We start from the raw sequence: 22,612 nt of genomic DNA on the forward strand, positions 1-22,612 counted from the left end.
GACACGGACATGGCCTTGCTCCCCCGTTGACGCGCACGTAATTTTTCAGTATATTGAGCTCAAATTCTCGTCATCTCGCGGCGAGGTGCATGCCGATGCGCCGCTATTACACCATTCGAGATCTCGCCGACATGTTCGACATCACCCCGCGCACCCTCCGCCACTACGAGGATGTCGGGCTCTTGAAACCCGTGCGCCGGGGTGCAAGGCGCCTCTACAACGAGCGGGATCGCGTCCGGGTCCAGCTCATCCTGCGCGGGCGCCGCCTCGGATTCAGCCTCCCTGAAATCGCCGAGATGCTGGATCTGTACGATGCCGATCCGACCGAAATCACGCAGCTGCGCGAAGTCCTCCGGCGAGGCGACGAAAAACTGCGCCAGGTGGAGGCGCAAATTGCGGAACTGCAAGCCCTGCACGACGAGCTCATCGCGACGCGAAACCGCCTTCAACGCGTGCTCGACGCCAAGCTGAAACCGCGTCAACCGAAAGGGTGTGACGATTGATGCGCGCGATTTCGTACGCCTATGGGACCAATCATTTCTCGCAGGACATCGTGCTCCAGGACGTGCTCCGCCACTTTTGGCACGACTTCGAGGCGCATGAGGCGGATCTCACCCGCTTTGGCGCCATCGCCGGCCGCGAAGTGTACGAGACGGTGTATCACGTCGATCACGACGCCCCGCCCGTGCTCGTCCAGCACAACCTCGACGGCAAGCGCATCGATCGCGCCCGCCTCTCTCCCTCCCACCTCGCCCTGTTGAAAGCGCTTGCCTTTATCAATCGCCCGCCCTACGACGGCGACTCCTGGCACCACCATTTCGCGTACGGCTACCTCATCGGCGATCCCGGCCTCTACTGCGTGCTCACCATCACCAACCAAGTCGCCTACGCCATTCACAAATACGCGCCGGAATTCGCCGAATGGAAGGAAGCGCTCCTCTCCGGCCGCGCGTTTGGCGCCACGTGGATGACCGAAGTGCAAGGGGGCAGCGATCTCGGCGCCAACCAGACCTCCGCCCGCTTCGACGGCGAGGTGTGGCGGCTGTCGGGAGACAAGTACTTCGCGAGTGGCGCCGGCCTCACCGACTACGCCATCGCCACCGCGAGGCCACAAGGCGCGCCGAGTGGCCCGAAAGGGCTCGCCCTCTTTCTCGTGCCGCGGCTGCGCAAGGACGGGAGCCTCAATTTCCACGTGCGGCGCCTGAAGGATAAAAGCGCCACGCGCGCCGTGCCGTCCGGCGAGGTGGAATTTGCCGATACGGAGGCGTTTCTCATCGGCGACCCCCACCTCGGCATCTATTACACGCTCGAGAACCTCACCGTGTCGCGGCTCGCCAACGCGGCCGGCGCTATGGGCATCGTGCAGAAGGCGCTTCTCGAGGTCATGCACCGGGTTCGCCATCGCCGCAGCTTCGGGCACGCCCTGCACGATCACGCCCTCATTCGGCGCGATCTCACCGACTTCGCCGTCCGCCACGCCGGCGGGCTTGCGCTCACGTTTCAGGCCATCGACTTATTCGATCAGGCGTGGCACGAGCGCCCGCCGTACAGCCCGAAGTATCACCTCGCACGGTTTTTCACCCATCTTGCCAAGACGCGCACCGCGGATCACGCGGCGCACCTCACCGCGATGGCCATGGAACTGTTTGGCGGCCTCGGCTTCCTGGAGGAGTACGCCATCGCCCGCTGGCACCGCGAGGCCCTCATCACGCCCATCTGGGAAGGGCCGAGCAACATCCAGGCGCTCGACTTCTTGGAGACGCTCTTCAAGCTCGGGCATGGGGACGACGTGATCGCCCACATCGCGGCGCCGCTTCGCATCGCACCGAACGCCCATGAAGCGATCGACAGGGTGCGCCAGGAGGTGGCGGCGCTGCGCGCTCTCCCTCGCCCCGAGGCGGAGTGGCACGCGAAGTCGGTCCTCCGCGCCGTGGCGGATCTCGCGCAGGCATCGAGCCTGTACCGACTCGCCGAAACCGCAGGAGAGCGGTACGAGAAACTGGGCCAGCTGTATCTCTCTCATTTTCTCGCCCGCGAGGAGTACCCGTCCTGGGCGTTCTATGATTCGTCCGTTTGGGGGTGGATGTGAGGTGCGCCGGGGCGTCCTCCATGAAATCCTATTCGACGCAGCGTGGAAACATGGCACCACCGAACTCGTGAGTGATCAAGTTCGCATCACATACGCAGAAGCCTGGGAGCGCGCTGTGAAGGCGGCTCATGCCATGCAAGCGATGGGCATAGGACGTGGCGACGTGATTGGCATCCTAGACGTCAATTCCCATCAAGCGTTTGAGTTGCATTACGCAGCAAGCATGCTGGGGGCCATCGCGCATCCGCTCAACTTCCGCTTGCCTCTGAATCAACTTGTGCACATGGTTCGCCAAGGTCAGGACCGAATCCTGTTTGCCAACCGCGCGATGGCGTCGGTGGTGAAGGCGCTAAGTCCTCTTGTGCACCACATCGTCTGGCTCGGCGAAGGGCCTGCGGACGATGAAGGTGCGGCACGAGGGCTCGCGGAGCTGGAGTACGAGGAATTTTTGTCGGGAGCAGAGGCGGGATCGACACCTGACGCTGGCGTGATCGACGCGGATCCCTATTCACTGCTTCACACCACGGGCACCACGGGCCACCCGAAGGCCATGCGGTACCGCCACCGCGACATCGTCCAGGCGCCGCTACAGATCGCGCACCACCTTGCCCTGCATCAGACCGGAGCAAAACTCACCTCAGACGATGTGGTGATGCCGCTCATTCCCTTTTTTCACATCCACGCCTGGGGCGCACCGATTTTCGCTCCCTATCTGGGCCTAAAACTTGTCCTACCGGGCAGAGCAACGCCAACGCAGCAGATCCGTCTCATCGAGGCAGAAGGTGTCACTTGGTCGAACATGGTGCCCACCCAGCTTCTGATGCTGCTCGACGCCATGAACAACGAGGGCAAAAGTGAACTACGGTTCAAGGTCTTGACCGGCGGATCGCAATTACCCTTGGGCCTCGCCTCGCGGGCTTACGAGGCGGGCATTCGCTACTCCGTGATCTATGGCGGATCGGACCAGCTCTGCGCGGCTGTGACTGTGAGCGCGCATACCGCGGGGTCGCGGGACAATCTCGAGGCTCTCTCGAGCCGACTCGTCCCCATTCCCATGGTGCGGATGTCCATCCGCGGCGAAGACGGCGGCGAACTGCCCGCAGACGGCCACTCAGCGGGGGAACTGTGGGTGGAAAGTCCCTGGCTCCCGGATGGATACGTGGGCGACGAGCCCGCGACAAAAAGTTCCTACGTGGATGGGTGGTTTCGCACAGGCGATCTCGCCGTCGCCCACCGAGATGGCACGTTCACAGTCGTCGATCGCGTGAAGGACGCCATCAAAAGCGGGGGAGAATGGATCATTCCTAGCGTGTTGGAGTCGCTGCTTTCGGAAATCGCCGGCGTCCGCATGGCAGCCGTGATCGGGCGACCAGACGAACGGTGGGGAGAACGCCCGATAGCCATCCTGGCTGCAGAGGAATCCTTTGACGCGTCGACGGTCAAGCGGCATCTGGAGAAGGCTGTAGAGGATGGCCGCCTGGCCCGCTTCTGGCTTCCGGACGCGATCCACCTCGTCGACGACCTACCCCTGACAAGTGCCGGCAAGGTGAATAAAGCAGAGCTGCGACTCCGATTCGCAGAAACGTGAGCCGAGTCGAGCGGCGGGCCCCTGCGCATCGCGCCCGTCGCTCGCACACCCGGCCTTTCCTCCCGACTCGGCCCACGCCGTGGCACCACGTTCAACTCCGCATCGTCACAGCGCACATTCTTCAATTTCAAAACCGAGGTCCTCAATCATCGCCCAGTCCTCGGTCGGCGCCTGCCCGGGCGTCGTGAGATAGTCCCCGACGAAAATGGAGTTGGCCGGGTACAGGCCGAGCACCTGCAGGCTGCGCAGATTTCGCTCGCGCCCGCCGGCGATGCGGATCTCCTTCGACGGATTCACGAAGCGCATCATGCAGAGCAGCTTCAGGCAGCGCCGTGGGTCCAGGGTCTCCAAGCCTTCGAGCGGCGTGCCCGGGATGGGGTTCAAGAAGTTGCACGGGATGGAGTCGGCGTCGACATCGCGCAACGCAAAGGCCATGTCCACCGCCTCTTCGTCCGATTCGCCCATGCCGAAGATGACCCCCGAGCACGGCGAGATGCCCGCCTGCTTCACGTGCTCCAGCGTTCGGACGCGATCGTCGTAGCTGTGCGTGGTGCAGATGTCCGCATATCGATCTCGGCTCGTGTTGAGGTTGTGATTGTACCGGTGCACACCGGCTTGGGCGAGCCGCTCCGCCTGGGCCGGCGTGAGGAGCCCGAGGCAGCAGCAGATCTTGAGCCGCGTCGTGGCGCGAATTTCCTCGACGGCCTCGGCAATGCGCTCCACCTCCCGATCCGACGGGCGCCTGCCGCTGATGACGATGCAGTACGTGCCGGCCTTGCGCCGCTCGGCTTCGCGCGCGCCGGCGAGGATCTCCTCCTTCGACACCAGTGGATACTTCGCCACCGGCGCCTTGGAAATGGCGGACTGGGAACAGTACGCGCAGTCCTCGGGGCACATCTTCGACTTGGCGTTGATGATCATGTTGAGCTTCACTTTCTTGCCAAAGTATCGCTTGCGGATCAAGAAGGCAGCGGCGAGGAGATCCAACAGCTCGTCGTCGCTCGACCGCAGCACGTCGAGGGCCTCTTGGCGCGTCACGGCGCGCCCGCCGAGGACGCGATGGGCGAGGTCAGCCCAAGAGGTGTAGTCCTTTGTCATCATCATTGAGATCCTCCCCAAGAACAACAAAATGGATTGCGTCCAGCGTGTCGTTGAAGCGGAAGTTAATCGCCGGAATACACAGAACCCAAAGACTCAAGCAGTCCGCGGAGATTCACATTCTCTTCCACAAGACTTCCAATATCCAGATCAGCTGTGAATGAGGGAATATGAGGAAGAGTACCGAATACAGGAACACCGGTTGATTCACGAATATAACTAGCATTTGTCTCTTCTAAGAGAACCATGAGACGGCTATCCGTGTCATTTTCGGTGCAGAGGGCGCTACTTCTATTGAACACGACACCAACAACTCGGATATCCTGGTTCCTGAGATATTCAATGGTTAGGATCGAGTGATTTACCGTCCCTAAACCCGGCCTGGCAACGATGCGAACAGGCAGGTCAAGAGCCCGGATCACATCGGAAACCCAGGCGTCAGACACGTATGGAACAGCAACCCCTCCTGCCCCTTCCACAAACAACCATTCATGGCGGTTAGATGCCCGTCGGCAGAAGGAAACGACATCCTCCATATAAATGTCTACATTGGAAAGCCTCATCGCTAATTGAGGCGCCACAGGCTGAGGGAGAGCACAAAGACAGATGTCCGAGATACTGTCCGAAACATCGGCCAGGCGCCTTAGCGTCATCGCGTCACCCGCTGGGTCGTCCTTGAGATTTCCACTTTGGATGGGCTTGCACACGCCAACATCGTAACCCCTTCGACGCAGCGCACGAGCTAAAGCCCCCGTAACCCACGTTTTCCCTACACCTGTATCGGTACCGATGATAAATAGCCCCTTCATCCCCTTTCACCTCCTTTGGCAAGACTCGTCACAAAGAAATCGTTGTACGCGGTTTCTTTCCACTCTTCAAATATTTCTAGAACGCGTTCAATGTCAGTCATTTCGTGCGCTGCAGTCACACATAAACGCAAACGGCACCGCCCTTCAGGGACAGAGGGTGGGCGAATGGCCGGAACGTAGACCCCCTTTTTGAGAAAGAAATCAGACATTGCGATGGCATGTTGCTCGTCACCCACAATTACAGGCACGATCGTCGTCGATCCATCCAGCACTAGATAACCGAGTTCCCTGATACCCACGCGCAATGCATCGCTAAGCGAAAGTGCCCTCTCTCGTCGCCACGCCTCATGTTCTGCAATCTTCCGCGCCTTCCGCGCAGCTCCCGCGCATGACGGCGCCAGGCCGGTTGAAAAGATGAAAGAACGCGATCGATTGACGAGATAATCAATTAGAATGCGTCTTCCTATCACATACCCCCCTTGTGCCGCGAGGGCTTTTGAAAGTGTCCCAATGACAACTATGTCGTCGGCAACAGGTATTCCGAGGGCTTCGAGCGTACCGGCTCCGCGGGTCCCCAATACACCCACACCGTGTGCGTCATCCAGAACGGTCACTGCTTCGAAGCGACGTGCAACATCAAGTAGATCTCCGATAGGCGCAATATCCCCGTCCATTGAAAATACAGCGTCCGTGACCACAAAGCGCTGGCCTTGACAACGCGTCTTACGGAGTAACCAACAAAGATGATCTACATCAGCGTGCCTATAAATTACAACCTTGGAACGTGTCATACGACACCCGTCAATGATACTCGCATGATTTAACTCGTCAGAGAAAATGACGTCCTCCGGTTGCGCGAGGGCAGAGATGACACCAACATTGGCGGCGTAGCCTGACGAGAATACCAAACTAGCTTCTGCACCGTGCCACGATGCTAGCTCCGCCTCCAGCATCACGACTTCCGGGTGATTGCCAGAGATGAGGCGTGACCCAGTAGCTCCTCCGCCATAGCGCATAGTCGCTACCTGCGCCGCCTCTCGAACTCTTGGATCGAAGCTCAGCCCTAGATAATCGTTAGAAGCGAAATGCAACGCTTCCTGACCGTTTAACCACATGCGCGCTCCATGGATGACACTTGATCTTAGGCTACGCTCTCGCCGAGCCTTGCGAAGACGGGCAACTTCGTGCTGAATACGTTCTTCCAATTGTTTCATTTCCCCGCGACCTCCTTCAATCCGCGTTCAACCGCGTCGCAGAGAATGGATGTCATTTCCTGAATCTCATCCACGGTGGACGCCAGCGGAGGCATAAACACAACAACGTCTCCAAGAGGTCTCAAAAGCATTCCTAGCTCCCTAGCTTTCCAGCAGACGCGCCACCCCGCCCTTGTAGTCAACGGAAACGGACGTTTCGTCTCGCGGTCTTCCACCAGCTCAATTCCAATCATCAATCCGGCTTGCCGAATGTCACCAACGTTCGGATGATCGCGCAGCGCGTTCAAACGCATTGAGACAATGTGGGCTACTTGCCTCACATGGTCGATCAGCCGATTTTTCTCTATCAGATCTAGGTTTGCTAGTGCACAAGCACATCCAAGTTGATTGCCGGTGTATGAATGACCGTGATAGAGTGCCTTGAACTCCTCATACTCTCCGTAAAACGCTGCGTAAATTCGTTCTGTTGTCAGCGTTGCTGCAACTGGCAAGTACCCTCCCGTCAACCCTTTGCCAATTGTCAAGATGTCGGGCGAAACTCCATCATGTTCACAAGCCCACATGCGTCCAGTTCTTGCGAATCCTGTTGCCACCTCGTCAACGATAAGCAAGACGTTATAGGCGTCGCAAAGTGCCCGCAGTCCCTTTAAGAAGCCCTTTGGCGCCGGAACAATTCCGCCTGCGCCCTGCACTGGTTCGACAATGAGCGCCGCAATTTGGTCAGCTTCCCTCTGAAACAGTTCCTCGACAGCGTGAAGTGCTCCGAGAGCCGGATCAGAGCTTATGTACGGATTGCGATAGCTGTTAGGAAAAGGGATCTTATAAGTCTGAAACAAGAGCGGCGCGTAACGCGCATGAAAGATCTCAATATCCCCCACCGAGACAGCACCTATCGTGTCTCCATGGTAGCCGTCACACATGGTTACAAATTTACTCTTTGAACACGTTCCTTTATTCTGCCAAAACTGATACGCCATCTTAAGTGCGATCTCCACAGCCTCCGCGCCGGAATCCGAGAAAAAGACTTTTGTTAAACCCGTAGGCGCAATCTTAGCGAGTCGTTCTGCGAGGAGTATGGCCGGAACATTAGCTTGGCCGAGAAGTGTTGAATGAGCGATATCCTCTAATTGTCGCCGAATAGCGTCATCTAGCTCAGGAATCCTGTGTCCGTGTACGTTAAGCCATAGAGACGAAACACCGTCCCAGTACACATTGCCATCTACGTCGATGAGTCTGCGACCCTCTCCTCGTGCGATGATGACGGGGCGGTGGTCGAAATAGTCCTTCATCTGCGTAAATGGATTCCATAGATACTTTTTGTTTTTTTCCACCAAATCACTATACACGTGCATACGCCACCCTCTTGTCCACGAATCGTCAACTCTTAAATCTTTTCCAGTTAACATATTAGTCGAATGAGTGCTCTTTGTGAAGATATGAACTATGCTCCTGTGTACGAATGGATTTCCGGGCTGCTCATGCATCAATTCCGTGAATGCAAGGCATCTAGCCCCCTTAGGGTCCAACGACACCTCACCCGCCCATCATCCACCTCCACACGAGCCTGTCGCCAAGCGGCGCCAGCGAGCGAAACAACACATCCCGCGCCTGCCCCGCCGCCTTGCCTTCCCACTGCATCACATCGCCCATGAAGCGGGTGACGTACGCCATGCGCGCCACGCGACGCCTGCGCACCGCCGCGTACGTCTGAAGCGCCCCCGCCAGCCGCTCGGACTCCTCTGCCACCCGGTACAACGCGAGGGCCTGCAGGAGCGCCGCGCCGTCCTCGAGCGCGAGCCCGCCTCCAAAGCCAAGGTTCGGCGTGATGGCGTGCGCGGTGTCCCCAAGCAAGGCCATCCGTCCCACGGCGAGGGGCAGGCCGGGGGCGAGATCGAAGATGTCGTGCGTATAGACCGCCTGCATCGGCGTCGCCGCCATCATTCGTGCCACCTCCGGCGGGCTCTCCGCCGCGAGCGCCCCGAGCGTGCGCCAGGTTTCGGCCGCATCGCCCGCGCGCTCCAGGAGGCTGCGATTCACGGTGGCAAACCAATACACGTCGCCCGCGCCCATCGCGGCGTAGCCGAAGCGAAAGCCGCGGCCCCAGATCTCCCGCATCCTCCGCCCGACATCCACGCCGCGCGCGATGCCGCGCCAGGCCAGGTAGTGGGTCGGGCGCGTGCGCGCCTCCACGACGGATGAGCGCGCGCCCCCGCGGATGCCGTCGGCCAGAACTACCCCGTCGTATTCCATCCGGCCGCCATCCCACGCCACGACGACGCCCCGGTCGATCTCGACAACACGCCGCACCTCGCGGATCTCGATGCGCGGACTCCCCGCGGCGCCGTGCATCCGCCGAAGCAGCTCTGCGCGGCGCACACACACCGGCAAAAAGCCGAAGCGCGCCTCCATCCATCGAAGCGGAAGGCGATATAACGTGCGCCCGCGCATGTCGACAATATCACCCTCTTCCATGGGCACCCACCCCGCCTCGGCGCGGACGTCCACGCCGAGATCGCAGAGCGCGCGAAGGGCGTTCGGCCACAGGGTCAGCGCCACGCCGCCTTCGAGCGGATGTGCGGCGCGATCCATCAGGTCATACGCGATGCCCGCGCGAGCGCAGGCCAAAGCCGCGGCGAGCCCCGCGACCCCCGCGCCCACGATGCCGAGCTTCACGTCAACACGTCCTCCCGCAGCTGCTGATACCGATTGAACAAGGTCGGATACGTCAGGAACCCAATCACGATGCTCGTCACGGCCGATCCCGCCAAGATGCAGAACAAGATCATCAGCTGGTACCGCACCGCCTGCACGGGGTCCTGGCCCGCGATGATCTGACCGGTCATCATGCCGGGCAACTGCACGAGCCCCGTCGTCTTGGTGGAATCGATGGTCGGAATCATGCCGGCCCGGATAGCTTGCACCAGCCGCGGATACATCGCCTGCCGCGGCGTCCCGCCAAGCGCCAGGATGGCCATGATCTCGTTTCGACCGTTCTCCACCTCGCGCCGCAGCCGATTCATCAAGAGGCCCGCCGCAACCATGGAATTCCCGACGATCATCCCCGATGTCGTGATGACATAGCGCGCCTGAAAGGGGATCACGCCGAATCCCACGAGCACCGCCTGGGTCAGGATTTCCGTCACCACAAGCCCACAGGCGATCCGCCAAAAAGCCCCCGGGATGCCCTTGGCTCGGCCTCGCGCGTTCCAGGCCGCGACCGCGATGATGAGGGCGACCATGAGCACGATAAAGACCAGGCGGTGCGAGGCGAACACGAGCTTGAGGATGTACCCGATGACGATGAGTTGTACGGCGGCGCGCACTGCGGCGACCACAATGTCGCGCTCCACGCCGAGGCGCAGCCACAGCGAGAGCGCGATGGAGAGCGCGACGAACAGCACCGTGAACGAAAGCGACACGTAGCTCATGACCTGACCTCCCCGCCCTCCGCCAAAAACGACCTCAGCGCCTCACTCCGCGGTTCGTTGAAGATCTCCGCTGGCGTTCCGCGTTCCACAAGCCTTCCTCCCGCGACGAACCAGACCTCGTCCGCCACGCGGCGCGCCTGGTCGAGATCGTGCGTGACCCACAGCATGGTCTTGCCGAGCTCCCGCTTCAGGCGAAGAAGGGTCGATTCCACCTCGCGCTTTGCGTGCACGTCGAGGGCCGCCGTCACCTCATCGAGGAGCAGGATGTCCGGCTCCATGGCGAGCGTGCGCGCGAGGGCCACGCGGCTCTTCTGGCCGCCGGACAGATCCTCCGCCGCGTGATCCGCGAGATGCGCGGGGAGATCCACCATCTGGAGGAGTTCCGCGACATCCCGAGGCGGTCGACGATGGAGCTCGAGGCCGAACAACACGTTGTCCCGCACGCTGCCCGGAAAGATGACGGGCGACTGGAACACCATGCCCACCCGCTGCCTGAGCTCGCGCACAGGCCAAGCGCGCACCTCCTGCCCGAGCACCCAAATTTCGCCCTCGGTCGGTGTGCGCATGAGGTTGATGAGCGAAATCAGGGTGCTCTTCCCTGCGCCGGACGGGCCGATGATGGCCACCGTCTGCCCGACGTCCACCTCGGCCGACACCCCGCGGAGCAGCCACAGGCCCCCTGTTTCAAATCCGACGTTCTTGAGTTCGACCGCGCGAGAAGCCACCTCGTTTCGCCTCCGCTCTCCGCATGGTGTATACTGAGGTCCGGGCATCCGTATTGTGCCCCAATCGTTGGTGCATCGAATTGGACGGAGGTGCTCCCATGACTGTCACCGCCAAGCGCATCGTCCTCGCCAAGCGGCCGCAGGGCACGCCCACACCCGACTGTTTTCGCTTTGAAACGGTCGATCTCCCGTCGCTTGAAGACGGACAGGTGCTTGTCAAAACGCTGTACTTATCCGTAGACCCCTACATGCGCGGGCGCATGAACGACGTGAAATCGTACGTGCCTCCGTATCGGTTGAATGAGCCCATCACCGGCGGTGCGGTGTGCGAGATTGTGGAATCCAAGGCGGAACACCTGCGCCCAGGAGACATCGTGCTCACCCAGACGGGCTGGCAAACCCATGCCGTCGTCCCCGCCGCGAAAGTTCAGAAGCTCGATCCGGCGCCCCAACCCCTGACCCTCGCACTCGGGCTGTTGGGCATGACCGGCTTGACCGCCTATTTCGGCCTCATCGACGTGTGCGATCCCAAGCCTGGCGAAACCGTCGTCGTATCCGGAGCCGCCGGCGCGGTGGGCATGGTGGTCGGCCAGATCGCTAAGATCTTGGGATGCCGAGCCGTCGGGATCGCCGGATCCGACGAGAAGGTCCGCTTTTTGACCGAAGAGCTCGGCTTTGACGCGGCGGTCAACTACAAGTCGCCCACCTTCGCCGAGGACCTGAAGCAGGCTTGCCCAGACGGGGTGGACGTGTATTTTGACAACGTCGGCGGCACGGTCTCGGACGAGGTGCTGAAGCGCATCAACGAATTTGCGCGCATTTCGCTGTGCGGCCAAATTGCGCTTTACAACCTCGAGAAGCCTGACGTCGGCCCCCGGCCTGGCCCGCTGCTTCTGACCAGGAAGGCGAAGATGCAGGGGTTCATTGTAGGCGACTACGCCCCTCGCTTCCCGGAAGGACTCCAAAAGCTGCAGACGTGGTTCAACGAAGGCAGGCTCAAATCGCGCGAAACCGTCATTGAGGGCTTTGACCGGACCATCGAGGCGTTCCTCGGCCTGTTCACGGGCGTGAACACTGGGAAGCTCGTGGTCAAGGTCTCGTGAAGCCACGCGAAACCATGGAAAGAGGGCAAGCCGCGAGGCTTGCCCTTTGTTATACGCGCCAAAGATGATCATGAAAAAATTGACGGTACATCCAAGCCGCCAGGACGGCGGAGAGAAGCACGTGCAGCACGAGTGCGATGTCGTGTCCCATAGCGCCGTGCGGGTTGTACAGATAGCGGAACGCCACGATGCCGACCAATTCGAAGCTGAACGCGAACAAGACCGCTGCGGTGACGACGGTCAACAGGCTTCTCGCCAACGTCGTGAGTGCACGCAACACACTTGGCCCCCGCATTCCGCACAAACTTGGTATTCCCGATTATACCATGGAACAGAAGTGATCAACATCAAAAGCTCCTTCGGCTCGTCGCACGGGCCGGGTGTCACAGAGGCGCGTTCTTCGGCGTCGATCTCGGAGGAGGTGAAAGGCCGAGACGGCGCTGCGCGTGACGATTTCGTGAAGCGTGGGCAAAAACGCGCATGCGGCGGTTTCAACGGCATACACCAGAATTGCGGCCACGATTGCACCGTTCGACAGCTTGTGACGCTGGCAATCCGTAGAGTATATATGGATGGAAGAAGATTCTGTCGACGACGGTGGGTTTACCCCCAGGTGTTCGCCGGAAGAAGACGGAGAGATGGTCATGCGCACACGGTGGATTCATTGGATCGCGTTGGTGTTGGCGTTTTGCGTGTGGCTCAGTCCGCTGCCTTTCTCGCTCGGTGCGACGAGCGCAGAATCCGAACTCCCGTCCCCGAATGTCCCGCCGTCCGCGTGGAATTCACTGCAGCAGGACTGGAAGAGCCTTCAGAACCTTGCTCAGACGGCGGCCCCATCCCCGGCCGGCAGCCAGAACAAAACCTCTTCCTCCGGGCGTGCCGCCCAGCCATCCAACCACGGGGCCCCGGGCGTCGTGATAGGGGTCGGCGATATCGGCCCGAAGGCGCTGTGGCTCAACGAATCTCTCGCGGTCCTAGGTTACCTGCCCGCGGCGTTTTCGCCGTCCGCGCATGAATCTCCGCAGGCCGTGCGGCTCGCCCTGTCCGCGAGTGCCCGCGCGCAGACCTTCAAGCCCTTGCAAGGAACCTGGAAGCTTCGGTATGTTCATCCGAACGCATGGGTCTCCCTCTGGTCGGCCAATGAGGACACGCCCATCACCGAAGCCGCCGTGATGGCGTTTGAAGCTCAACATCACCTCGCGGTCGACGGGATCGCAGGGCCTGAAGTCATTCGGGCGCTGGCCCAATCGCTCGCGGCCGACGAGAGCGCTCCCCAAGTTCCGTACAGCTACATCCTTGTGACCACGGCGCTGCCGGAGACGCTCCAACTGTGGGTCAATGGGAAACTCGTTCTGACCTCGCTCTGCAACACAGGCATCCCGCAAGCGCCCACGCCGTATGGGACCTATGGCGTGTACATGCAGTATGCGTCTCAGGAGATGAAGGGCGAAGACCCGAACGGCACGCCGTATGACGATCCCGGCGTGCCTTACGTCAGCTACTTTTACAAGGGATGTGCGGTGCACGGCTTCATCCGCCAGAAGTACGGCTTCCCGCAGAGCCTCGGCTGCGTGGAGCTGCCCTACGCGGCTGCCGCAAAGGTGTTCGCCTACACGCACATCGGCACGCTCGTCACCATCACCCCGTCGCCGCTTACCTCCTGACTGTGTCGGTTGTGCGAACATGCCCGCGCGAGCGGGATCTCCGGCATGGAGACGAGGTAAACTGATAGGGTGGAGAAAAGTGATGTCGCGCCTTCAGGAGGCTTGAAACGATGAAGTTCGTGTACTGGCTGATCTCCGCTGTGATCGTGCTCGGCGGATGCTATTACCTGTATCTTTATATTCGCAAGCTGGACTCAGTCGAAAGCAAGTACTATCGTCTGCTGAAGGAGTTGCCCAACCACCCAGATGATGAGTCCTTGCGCCAGGAAATCTACGCCGTGGGCCGGCGGTTTTACCGCAACCGCATGTCCGGCATCGACGATGCCATCCGGATCGATATCGAGCAGGCGCTTGCGGGCGAGTTGAAGACACCGGAGGACTACCAACTTCGGTGACCCGTCGGTCGGCCCCGCGGGCGCGTACGGCGCCGGCTGGGACGCCCGCGCCCGCGTGACGGACTAGGCGCTCGCCAGAGACATCTTCGCGTGAGGCGCGATGGTGCGGATGGCGTGGTACAGCAGTTGATTGACGGGGGTTGGCACCCCGAGTTCTGCGCCCAGGCGGATCACCGTGCCCGCGAACTGCTCCACCTCGGTGGGCCGGCCGGCTTCGACGTCCTGAAGCATGGACGTCTTGCCGTTTGGTGACATCCTGTTCAGGATGTCATCGAAGCCTCGCACGTCGTCTTCCGAGAGCGAGATGCCTCGTTTTTGCGCGATGGCCACCACTTCCCGCATGGCCATGCGCATCACCTCGCGCGCGTCCTCCGACCGCTGAAACACCCCGTACGGCGCGCGCATCACCGCTGACGCCTGGTTGATCCCCACATTGATCATGAATTTCCACCAGACGACCCGCAGAATGTCCTCAGGCGTCTCATAGGCGATTCCCGCCCGATCCAACACGCCTCGCACCGCGCGGACAGCGTCCTCGTGCCGCCCCGTGGCGTCGCCAAACGAGATGTAGCCCAAGGTGGAGTACCTGACGTCGCGCCCCTCGCGCACCGCGTCAATGGCGACACTGATCGCGTGGAGGACGACGTTCTCGGGGAACGCCGCCTGAATCTCGTCTTCGCTCGCAATCCCGTTCAACAGAGACATGAACACCGTGTTCGGGCCCACGTGGCGACGCACCATCTCGATGGCGGAGGCGAGATCGTCATATTTGACGCAAAAGATCACCAGATCTGCCGGCTCGACCGAGGTCGCAGGGACCATCAGCGGAAAGTCGATCCGCCGGCCATTCACCTGAACCCCCGACTGTTCGTAGCGGCGCTTTCGCTCCTCGTCCACGAGCACCCGCAATTCGACGCCCGGCGCCGCCAGCAGCCGCTCTCCGTAACTCGCTCCAATGGCGCCGAGCCCCACCAGCGTGACCTGATGTACGCTTGTCAACTCCCATTCCCCCTCGCAAGGCAGCGCATGATGCCACCCTCATCTTGATGGAATCTGCCTCAGGCGTAAAGCCCGCGGCGCTCGCGTATGTGATACACTCTTCCTGCAAAACGGTGTCCACGCGAGAAAGGAAGACCCGACATGAAGCCATTTGTCCGTGTCACCCGCGGTGCAGTTGACGAGAGCTGGCACGCAGGCGCCATCGCCGTCGCAAATCCAGAGGGCGAGATCGTCGCCTCGTATGGCGATCTCGACTTCTTCACGTTTGCCCGCAGTTCCTGCAAACCCATTCAGGCGATCCCAGTGGTCGAGTCGGGCGCCCTCGAGGCCTTTGGACTGGACGAAAGCCACCTGGCCTTGATGTGTGCCTCCCATAGCTCGGAGCCCATGCACGTGGAGAAGGCGAACGAGATCCTCCAAAGCATCGGGCTCGGGCCCGAGCACCTCGTCTGCGGCGTGCACGTGCCGCACAGCCGAGAAGCGTACGAAGACCTGTTGCGGCGCGGAGGAACGCTCACCGCCATTCACAACAACTGCTCTGGCAAGCACGCGGGCATGCTCGCCTACTGCAGGGCCACGGGGACCGATCCGTCCTCGTACGCCGAGCTGGACCACCCGCTGCAACAGGCCATCCTCCGCACGCTCAGTGAACTCGCGGGCGTGCCGGTGGACGACATCCGCGTAGGGGTGGACGGGTGCGGCGTGCCCGTGCATGCGATACCGCTCAGGGCGTGGGCGCGCGCGTTTGCGTCGTTCCTCCGCCCCGGCGCCCCCCACGCGGCCGCCATGAAGCGCATCCTGAGCGCCATGGGCCGCCATCCCGAGCTCGTGGGCGGAAGCCGGGATCGATTCGACACCGACCTCATGCGCGCGACTCAAGGCCGCATCGTGGCGAAGGGCGGCGCAGAGGGATTTTTGGCCGCGATGGACACGCGGCTTGGCCTGGCGATGGTGGTCAAGGTGCTCGACGGCAACGCGCGCGCCATTCCGCCGGTCGCGCTGAAGGTGCTGACCGATCTCGGCGCGATCTCGGCCGCGGAACGGGATTCGCTTCACGCGTACGTCGAACCGGCCGTCCTCAACACGCAGGGGCGCGAAGTTGGCCGCATCATGGCGGATTTCAGCCTCCACCGCGCTTGACCTGCGCAAGTTTCGCCGCGCGCGGGCGAGAAGCAGGATCTTGGAGGCGCTTGTCGAAGATGGACACTGGTGATGGCCGTGGCTTTGCCAGAAGATGTCCGCGAGTTCCGCAACGGCGCGCAGCGCGCCATTCAGATTCATCGGCTGTTCCTCGCGCTCTTCCTGGCCGGGAACTTGCTCTTTGCGCCCGGTGAGTGGTGGCTGCATCGCGCCCATCTGCTCCCGTTTGCTTTGCGCGCTTGGGTGTTTGCGCCGCTCGCCATGTTCTGCATCCAGGGGATGGCGGAATGGAGCGCGCGCAAACATCCAGGCGTACGAGAAAATACCCTGATTGCGTCCGGGACGCTGCTCGCACTCGTGACCACCGCCGCGTATCCTGAGGCACAGCCCTTGCGTGCCGCGCTCCTGTTGCCCATTGTGACGTCCATTCTCCATCTTCAGGTGGAGAAGGTGTGGCTCGCGGGTACCGCGGCGTTTGCGGCAGAATTGGCGCTGACGCTGATGCCGTTGTCCAACCGCGCGAGCGCTGCAGTCATTTTTCAGTCGCTGGGGCAACTGGCGCTGTGGGGCTTGGTTCTGTTGTGGATGACGGCTGCATCTCACATTGTGTTGCGATTTGGCCTCCGAATCTGGAACGAACTGCGCGTGCAGACCCGCGCACAAACCGAACTTTGGGTTCGGCAGATTTTGTCGGAGAAAGAGGCCAAGACCGACGCGTTGACCGGCCTCTACAATCGCAAATCCTTCGACGAATATCTCGACTTCGCGCTTCAAATCAGCGATGGCACGAATACGCCGCTGCACCTCGCCGTGATCGACATCGACAACTTCAAACAGATCAACGATCAGTTCGGACACCTGGTCGGCGACGAGATCCTTCGGCGCACGGCGCGGGCCATCCAACAGCACCTTGCGGCCGGCGACTTTCTCGCGCGGTACGGCGGTGAGGAGTTCGCCGTGATCATCCCGGAGATCAGCCACGAGCAGGCCGTCCAACATATGGAGAAGATCCGCGAGTACATCGCGAATGTTCATCACGTGGAACTCGACGGACACCGCGCGACCGTGAGCATTGGCCTGTCCACGCATCGCCCTGGCGAAACCCGGGATGAACTCTTCGAACGAGCGGATCAGTGCCTGTACCGTGCCAAACAGACGGGCAAAAACAAGATCGTGGCCTGGGAATCGGCGATGTCGGGGTGAATGTGTGAAGAGCAGAGGGCCGGAAGGATGGACAAATCCAGCCCTCAAGTTCCTCACAGACGGATGGAGAACGATATGCCTTCTACGCGAGCCTCCCGTATCTCATGGGACGTAAACAAGCGAACCACACTTTCCTGACTTCCACCCTCCCCTGATCCTTCGACAAGGTGGCATTCAATCTGTGTTCCGTCCGCTGTGGCGAGGACCTGCAGCACGCGGTCACAGTAGGCGCCGTCCTCATAGTTGAACGTCTCGCCGTCGTCCTCGTAGCATCGCCCCGAAGCGTGACCGTTGGCGTCCATAAAGATCTCCCATCCGAGTTGCGTCTGTCTCGGATTTTCCATGAGATTCACGGGAATCACGCTACCTGCCCGGATGTAAAGCGGGATGCGGTCGAGAGACGCGTGCGTCAAGATGTACTGGCGCCCTTGGTATCGCTCGCGTGTTTCGTAATCGATCCATTCCCCTTCCGGCAAGTACACCATTCTACGGGTCATACCCGGCTTGAGGATAGGAGCCACGAGCAGGTCCGAACCCACGAGGAACTGATCATCGATGTGATGCGTGTTGGGATCGTCAGGGTACTCCAAGACTAACGGCCGCATCATGGGCAAGCCGGTCTCGTGGGCTTCCCGCACGAGCGTGTACAGATAGGGCAGGAACCGATAACGAAGGTGTATCGCACGTCGGATGGCGGCCTCGAACTTGGGGCCGAATGACCAAGGTTCTTGTCGGTGCGTTCCCATAGCACTGTGATTTCGAAAGAACGGGAAGAACGCGCCCATTTGTGTCCAACGCGCGAGCAGCTCACCGGAAGCATGATGGGCAAAACCACCCACATCTGGGCCGCTTAACGGAACACCGGACATCCCCATGTTGAGCACCATCGGTATGGCCATCGCCATATGCTCCCAAAAACTCCGATTGTCGCCTGTCCATACCGCGGCGTATCGTTGAATGCCGCTGTAGCCAGCGCGCGTGAGCACAAACGGTCGCTTGCCATCCAACTGCGCCTTCAGTCCTTGATAGGTGGCCTCAGCCATCCAGAAACCATACAGATTGTGAACCTCGCCGTGCGTGTGCAGTCGCCCGTCTCCCCGGTGGACCACGTTCACGTCCATGGTCTTTGTCTCATTGAACACGGCCGGCTCGTTCATGTCGTTCCATATGCCTTCTATGCCCATCTGGGTATACGTTCGGTGCCAACGACCCCACCACGCCCTCACGTCCCCTGACGCGAAGTCGGGAAAGGCACTCAATCCGGGCCACACCTCGCCAAGATAGACCTGACCCTCAGCGGTTTGGCAGAAGTGGTTGTGAGCAAGTCCATCCATGTAGACCGGATATTCCGGGTCCTGTTTCACCCCCGGATCCACGATGGGGACCACGCGCACCCCAAGCTTCTTCAGCTCGTGACACATCCGCGCCGGATCAGGGAATCGCCGTTCATCAAAGGTGAACACCCGATAGCCGTCCATATAGTGGATGTCCAGGTAAATAGCATCCAAAGGAATGTCTCTGGCTACAAACGTTTGCGCAACAGAGAGTACCTCGCTCTGGGTCTCGTATGAGTAGCGAGACTGATGATAGCCGAGCGCCCATTTAGGTGGCATAGGCATACGCCCCGTGAGCTTCGTGTAACGCCGAATGACATCCTTTAAGGACGACCCAAAAATGAAATAGACGTCTAACCCTCCTCGATCTGTCGAGATTTCGACGTCAGGATACCTGCTTCGGAAGTCAAAGCGAGATAGTCCTGGATGATCGACAAAGACGCCAACGGCGGTTCCTCCTTGCATCCGCAAGAAGAACGGGATCGACAGATAGAGGGCCTCCATCTCGGGCACGTGCGGCGCGTAGACGTCGGAGTTCCACATGGTATACGCCTCATGCCGTTTGTCAAGAGGACCAGGTTTTTCGCCAAGGCCGTAGAACCGAGCGTCTTCGAGCGAAGCGAATGCCAATGCGCCACCTTTTTTACGCTTGTACCACGTGATGCCCTCGACGGCCGTTTCGAAGCCGGTATGGCGAATACGCCATGTTCCATCATCTTGGTCGATTTGAATTCGCCACCCAGCATCACATTCGAGCAGCACGTGCGTTTCCGCTTGAGTCATTCTCCAGGGATACCGCTGGGTGATTTCCTCTACAACGGCGGGGCTCGTCGTCGGCCACTCCCCAACGGTCTTGCAATACGCGACGCGCAAAACACTATCGTCGACTGCGGCCACACCCACAGCTACTCCGGCGTCATACACAATCGCCGCCCCGCCGTCGCGGTCCACGTCAAAACGGCGAGGTCGCCCGAGATAAACCCAGTCATCCGGCGTCGATGTCTGCGCATCCGGGCGGATCGCTTCACTGGTCGTGAGATCCGTCTGTTCGTGAATCATATCTACACCCCTCATGTGAATCACATTCCCATATCAGGACCGTCCGGTCCTCGCCGGTTCGTGACGGAACATCCCAAGCGAAGAGTGGAGAGTCCTTCCCGATACCTAAGGCGCGACGTTTGCCAAGCGCAACATGAAGATGCGAGCCGGTGCCACCGTGGCGCACATAGTGCAGCACACCAGGCTTCACATCGAGAATCTCCATCCTATCTCCTGCGAGCGCAGGATGCGTTCGCTTGAGCCATGCGAGTTGCCGGATGGCTTCGCGTAGGTGGCGCTTCCATAGGTTCGCGTCCCACGGCATACCCCTTCGGCAATCTGGATCGGCGCCACCTTCCATGCCAATTTCGTCCCCGTAGTAGACCATGGGAATACCAGGCAGCGTGAACAGCATGGCAAAGGCCAGTACGACCGAGGGGACATGGCCGCGGGCTCGCGTGAGAACGCGTTCAGTATCATGGCTGCCCAACAGATTCCACATTGCCCGCCATGCCGCACGTGGATATTGGAGGTATAGCCGTACCCAGCCTTCTGCGAAAGCGAGCTCATCCATAGACTCGTCGACCGCATATCGCAGGACAAGCTCTCGAAGCGGATAATTCATGACGCCGTCAAATGCGTTGCCCGTCAGCCAGGGAAGACTGTCATGCCATATTTCGCCTATCAGCAAGATGTCCTGCTTCAAAGCACGTAGTTCGGAACGCAACCGCGGCCAGAACTGGGGATCGATTTCATTGGCGACGTCAAAACGCCATCCGTCGATATCGCACTCGAGAACATAATGTTTGGCCACGTTCAGAAAGTACGCCTGAGCAGAAGGCTCGGCCAAATTCAGTTTGGGCATATCTCGGAGGCCCGACGCAAAGGTCTCGTAATTGACGGATTCCACATCGACGTGGTCTCCGTGCACGAAGAACCAGGACCAATAGGGAGACGCCTTGCCGCGAGCCCTCACGTCTCGAAACGGCGCGAAGAGGAACCCTGAATGATTGAACACTGCGTCGAGCACCACGTGAATCCCAAGGCGATGAGCCTCTTTGACGAGCAGCTTCAGATCGTCGAGCGTGCCAAAGGCGGGATCCACAGAAAAATAGTCCTGCGTATCGTATTTGTGGTTGGAAGGAGCTTGAAAGATGGGCGTGAGATATACGAGATTGACGCCGAGATCGCTCAGATAAGCAAGTTTCTCAACAATGCCTCGCAGGTTCCCGCCAAATACGCTCTTTGGAGCCGGGCGCGCGTCCCAAGGATCCGTCGGACGAACCAGCAGGGGTTCACCCATGGCAAACCGGTCAGGGAATATTTGATAGGCCACTGCATGCCCCACCCAATCCGGGACGGTGAGAACCTGGGACGGGTGAATATAAGGATAGTGAAATGGCTGAACCGCATCCAAAGCATGAGCGAGCCCACCCTCACCTAGGTACACGACGCAACCGCTGGGGGACAACACTTCAAACGCGTATTTCAGCCTGCGTGTTGGAACGGCCACTTCACAGGTGAACCAGTCAAACGCCCCGTCCGATCCGTACCGGCAAGCTTCGCATGAGTCCTGAAAGTGAGGTTCATACCGATCTCCAAAGTGCACGCGCACCCTCAACACCGGCGTGCATCGCGCCACACGCAAGGCAAGCACGATGGTGGAGGAATTGAGCGGGTACGCGTCCACCGCCCAACGATGTTGCCACACGAGTTCCATGGGGACCCTCCCGGGACGACGGTTCTAGGTCGTCATGGTGCCAATTGGCTTTGCGCCGCAGGAATACCGAATGACCAGTTCATGATGGACGGTGACATGCCGTTGTAGAGGTTTGCCTTGTGCAATCTCCTCCAGCAAAAGTTCGGCCGACCGCACACCCAACTCATGCATGTGAACCCGGACACTGGTCAGTGCGGGATGGGCGAGCTCCGCCAATCGAATGTCGTTAAATCCGACAATGGCGAGATCGCCGGGTACCTCGAAACCCAGTTCATGAGCTGCACGCATGCCACCGAATGCCAACACGTCGTCTGCACAGAGAACCGCGCTCGGGCGGTCTGGGATGGCGAGCAAGCGCATCATGCCGAGGTAACCGCCTTGCTCGAGAAAAAAGCTGGAGACCTCAAGCCGCGGATCAGGTTCCACCCCGTGGTCCAACAAGGCCTGCCGGTAGCCCGCGACGCGATCGATGGTCACGACCAAGTCGGAAGCGCCACCCAAAAACCCAATTCGGCGATGCCCCAGATTCAGCAAGTGGACTGTCGCATCATAAGCAGCTCGCCGGTTGTCATTATTCACCCAACTGATAGGCGACGGGTCCGCAGGGCGACCGAGAAGGACAGCGGGACAGCGCAACTTCGCGACCTCGTGCAGGACGGGATCGCTCTTCCGCGTGCCTATCAGAAGAACACCGTCCACACGCCTACCCCGTATCATGTGATCCAAGGTTTCGATCTCGCCCCGCGAAGAGGTGGAGAGAACCGTGTCCACGCCACGTTGCCGGGCCACCTCTGCCACACCCGCCATCCATTCCGAGAAGAAGGGGTTCACGAAAAACTCTTGTGCTGAGGGCGGAATGAGAATGCCAATGGCCCCCGTAGAGTTCGTCACCAGACCGCGTGCAAACGCGTTTGGATGGTAATTCAGTTGTTCAAGAGCAGCTCGAACCCTTCGCTTGGTCTCCTCAGAGATGCGAGGCGAGTTAGCAAGCACGCGAGACACCGTGGACGGCGACACGTTTGCAAGGCGTGCGACGTCTTTGATCGTGGCCACGGCGAACGCCTC

Annotated in this window: 20 protein-coding genes; 8 read left to right on the forward strand and 12 right to left on the reverse strand. The window is 60.3% G+C overall.

Going from position 1 to position 22,612, the window contains the following annotated elements; genetic code table 11:
• Positions 1-95 precede the first annotated feature (95 nt).
• Genes AS26_RS06810 through AS26_RS06820 form a run of 3 tightly spaced genes read left to right on the forward strand, consistent with a single transcriptional unit; the run spans position 96 to position 3,677 of the window.
• The gene (locus tag AS26_RS06810) at positions 96-503 is read left to right on the forward strand and encodes a MerR family transcriptional regulator (RefSeq protein WP_062307615.1); all 408 of its coding nucleotides are present in this window, start codon (positions 96-98) and stop codon (positions 501-503) included.
• Positions 503-2,089, forward strand: a complete 1,587-nt coding sequence (locus AS26_RS06815) for an acyl-CoA dehydrogenase family protein (protein ID WP_062307616.1) — start codon at positions 503-505, stop codon at positions 2,087-2,089. Before AS26_RS06810 ends, AS26_RS06815 begins: the two co-directional genes overlap by 1 nt.
• Entirely contained in the window at positions 2,061-3,677 is a 1,617-nt protein-coding gene (locus tag AS26_RS06820; RefSeq protein ID WP_245629655.1) for an AMP-binding protein, read from the forward strand. Before AS26_RS06815 ends, AS26_RS06820 begins: the two co-directional genes overlap by 29 nt.
• A gap of 105 nt (positions 3,678-3,782) precedes the next feature.
• On the opposite strand, the gene bioB is transcribed toward AS26_RS06820, so the two are convergent.
• From bioB to AS26_RS06850, 7 genes are all read right to left on the reverse strand, one after another.
• The gene (gene bioB / locus AS26_RS06825; protein ID WP_062307678.1) at positions 3,783-4,778 is read right to left on the reverse strand and encodes a biotin synthase BioB; all 996 of its coding nucleotides are present in this window, start codon (positions 4,776-4,778) and stop codon (positions 3,783-3,785) included.
• Positions 4,779-4,840: 62 nt separating this feature from the next.
• The gene (gene bioD / locus AS26_RS13800) at positions 4,841-5,584 is read right to left on the reverse strand and encodes a dethiobiotin synthase (RefSeq protein ID WP_083516010.1); all 744 of its coding nucleotides are present in this window, start codon (positions 5,582-5,584) and stop codon (positions 4,841-4,843) included.
• Entirely contained in the window at positions 5,581-6,798 is a 1,218-nt protein-coding gene (bioF, locus tag AS26_RS06830) for an 8-amino-7-oxononanoate synthase (protein ID WP_062307620.1), read from the reverse strand. The genes bioD and bioF overlap by 4 nt, the downstream gene beginning before the upstream one ends.
• On the reverse strand, positions 6,795-8,150 hold the full coding sequence (bioA, locus tag AS26_RS06835) for an adenosylmethionine--8-amino-7-oxononanoate transaminase (RefSeq protein ID WP_062307622.1): 1,356 nt from the start codon (positions 8,148-8,150) through the stop codon (positions 6,795-6,797). Before bioA ends, bioF begins: the two co-directional genes overlap by 4 nt.
• A 181-nt stretch (positions 8,151-8,331) precedes the next feature.
• A complete protein-coding gene (locus AS26_RS06840; protein WP_062307624.1) occupies positions 8,332-9,471 on the reverse strand; it encodes an FAD-dependent monooxygenase in 1,140 nt (379 codons plus the stop codon).
• Positions 9,468-10,226 (reverse strand): ABC transporter permease, encoded by a 759-nt coding sequence (locus tag AS26_RS06845; protein ID WP_062307626.1) that lies wholly within the window; start codon positions 10,224-10,226, stop codon positions 9,468-9,470. The genes AS26_RS06840 and AS26_RS06845 overlap by 4 nt, the downstream gene beginning before the upstream one ends.
• Positions 10,223-10,951, reverse strand: a complete 729-nt coding sequence (locus tag AS26_RS06850) for an amino acid ABC transporter ATP-binding protein (protein ID WP_062307628.1) — start codon at positions 10,949-10,951, stop codon at positions 10,223-10,225. The genes AS26_RS06845 and AS26_RS06850 overlap by 4 nt, the downstream gene beginning before the upstream one ends.
• 98 nt (positions 10,952-11,049) lie before the next feature.
• Between AS26_RS06850 and AS26_RS06855 the strand changes: the two genes are divergently transcribed.
• A complete protein-coding gene (locus AS26_RS06855) occupies positions 11,050-12,054 on the forward strand; it encodes an NADP-dependent oxidoreductase (RefSeq protein WP_062307630.1) in 1,005 nt (334 codons plus the stop codon).
• A 49-nt stretch (positions 12,055-12,103) separates the two neighbouring features.
• On the opposite strand, the gene AS26_RS06860 is transcribed toward AS26_RS06855, so the two are convergent.
• A complete protein-coding gene (locus tag AS26_RS06860; protein ID WP_062307633.1) occupies positions 12,104-12,334 on the reverse strand; it encodes a hypothetical protein in 231 nt (76 codons plus the stop codon).
• A gap of 364 nt (positions 12,335-12,698) precedes the next feature.
• Here AS26_RS06860 and AS26_RS06865 point away from each other — a divergent pair, with 364 nt between their 5' ends.
• Positions 12,699-13,718 carry a L,D-transpeptidase family protein gene (locus AS26_RS06865; RefSeq protein WP_062307679.1) on the forward strand — a complete coding sequence of 340 codons (1,020 nt, stop codon included), beginning with the start codon at positions 12,699-12,701 and terminating at the stop codon, positions 13,716-13,718.
• A 110-nt stretch (positions 13,719-13,828) separates the two neighbouring features.
• On the forward strand, positions 13,829-14,113 hold the full coding sequence (locus tag AS26_RS06870; protein ID WP_062307636.1) for a hypothetical protein: 285 nt from the start codon (positions 13,829-13,831) through the stop codon (positions 14,111-14,113).
• A gap of 63 nt (positions 14,114-14,176) precedes the next feature.
• On the opposite strand, the gene AS26_RS06875 is transcribed toward AS26_RS06870, so the two are convergent.
• Entirely contained in the window at positions 14,177-15,112 is a 936-nt protein-coding gene (locus AS26_RS06875; RefSeq protein ID WP_062307639.1) for a ketopantoate reductase family protein, read from the reverse strand.
• Positions 15,113-15,253: 141 nt separating this feature from the next.
• Between AS26_RS06875 and AS26_RS06880 the strand changes: the two genes are divergently transcribed.
• Entirely contained in the window at positions 15,254-16,252 is a 999-nt protein-coding gene (locus AS26_RS06880; RefSeq protein ID WP_062307642.1) for an asparaginase, read from the forward strand.
• Positions 16,253-16,324: 72 nt separating this feature from the next.
• Complete coding sequence (locus tag AS26_RS06885) at positions 16,325-17,455, forward strand: GGDEF domain-containing protein (RefSeq protein ID WP_062307646.1); 1,131 nt, start codon at positions 16,325-16,327, stop codon at positions 17,453-17,455.
• Between the two features lie 53 nt (positions 17,456-17,508).
• Here the strand turns inward: AS26_RS06885 and AS26_RS06890 are convergent, their stop codons facing one another.
• Genes AS26_RS06890 through AS26_RS06900 form a run of 3 tightly spaced genes read right to left on the reverse strand, consistent with a single transcriptional unit; the run spans position 17,509 to position 22,600 of the window.
• Positions 17,509-19,848 carry a glycoside hydrolase family 31 protein gene (locus AS26_RS06890; RefSeq protein WP_062307648.1) on the reverse strand — a complete coding sequence of 780 codons (2,340 nt, stop codon included), beginning with the start codon at positions 19,846-19,848 and terminating at the stop codon, positions 17,509-17,511.
• Positions 19,814-21,547 carry a glycoside hydrolase family 13 protein gene (locus AS26_RS06895; protein WP_062307651.1) on the reverse strand — a complete coding sequence of 578 codons (1,734 nt, stop codon included), beginning with the start codon at positions 21,545-21,547 and terminating at the stop codon, positions 19,814-19,816. Before AS26_RS06895 ends, AS26_RS06890 begins: the two co-directional genes overlap by 35 nt.
• Before the next feature lie 24 nt (positions 21,548-21,571).
• A complete protein-coding gene (locus AS26_RS06900) occupies positions 21,572-22,600 on the reverse strand; it encodes a LacI family DNA-binding transcriptional regulator (RefSeq protein WP_062307654.1) in 1,029 nt (342 codons plus the stop codon).
• Positions 22,601-22,612 lie beyond the last annotated feature (12 nt).

The sequence above is a fragment of the Alicyclobacillus sendaiensis NBRC 100866 genome, from assembly GCF_001552675.1.
GTDB classification, from domain to species: Bacteria; Bacillota; Bacilli; order Alicyclobacillales; family Alicyclobacillaceae; genus Alicyclobacillus; species Alicyclobacillus sendaiensis.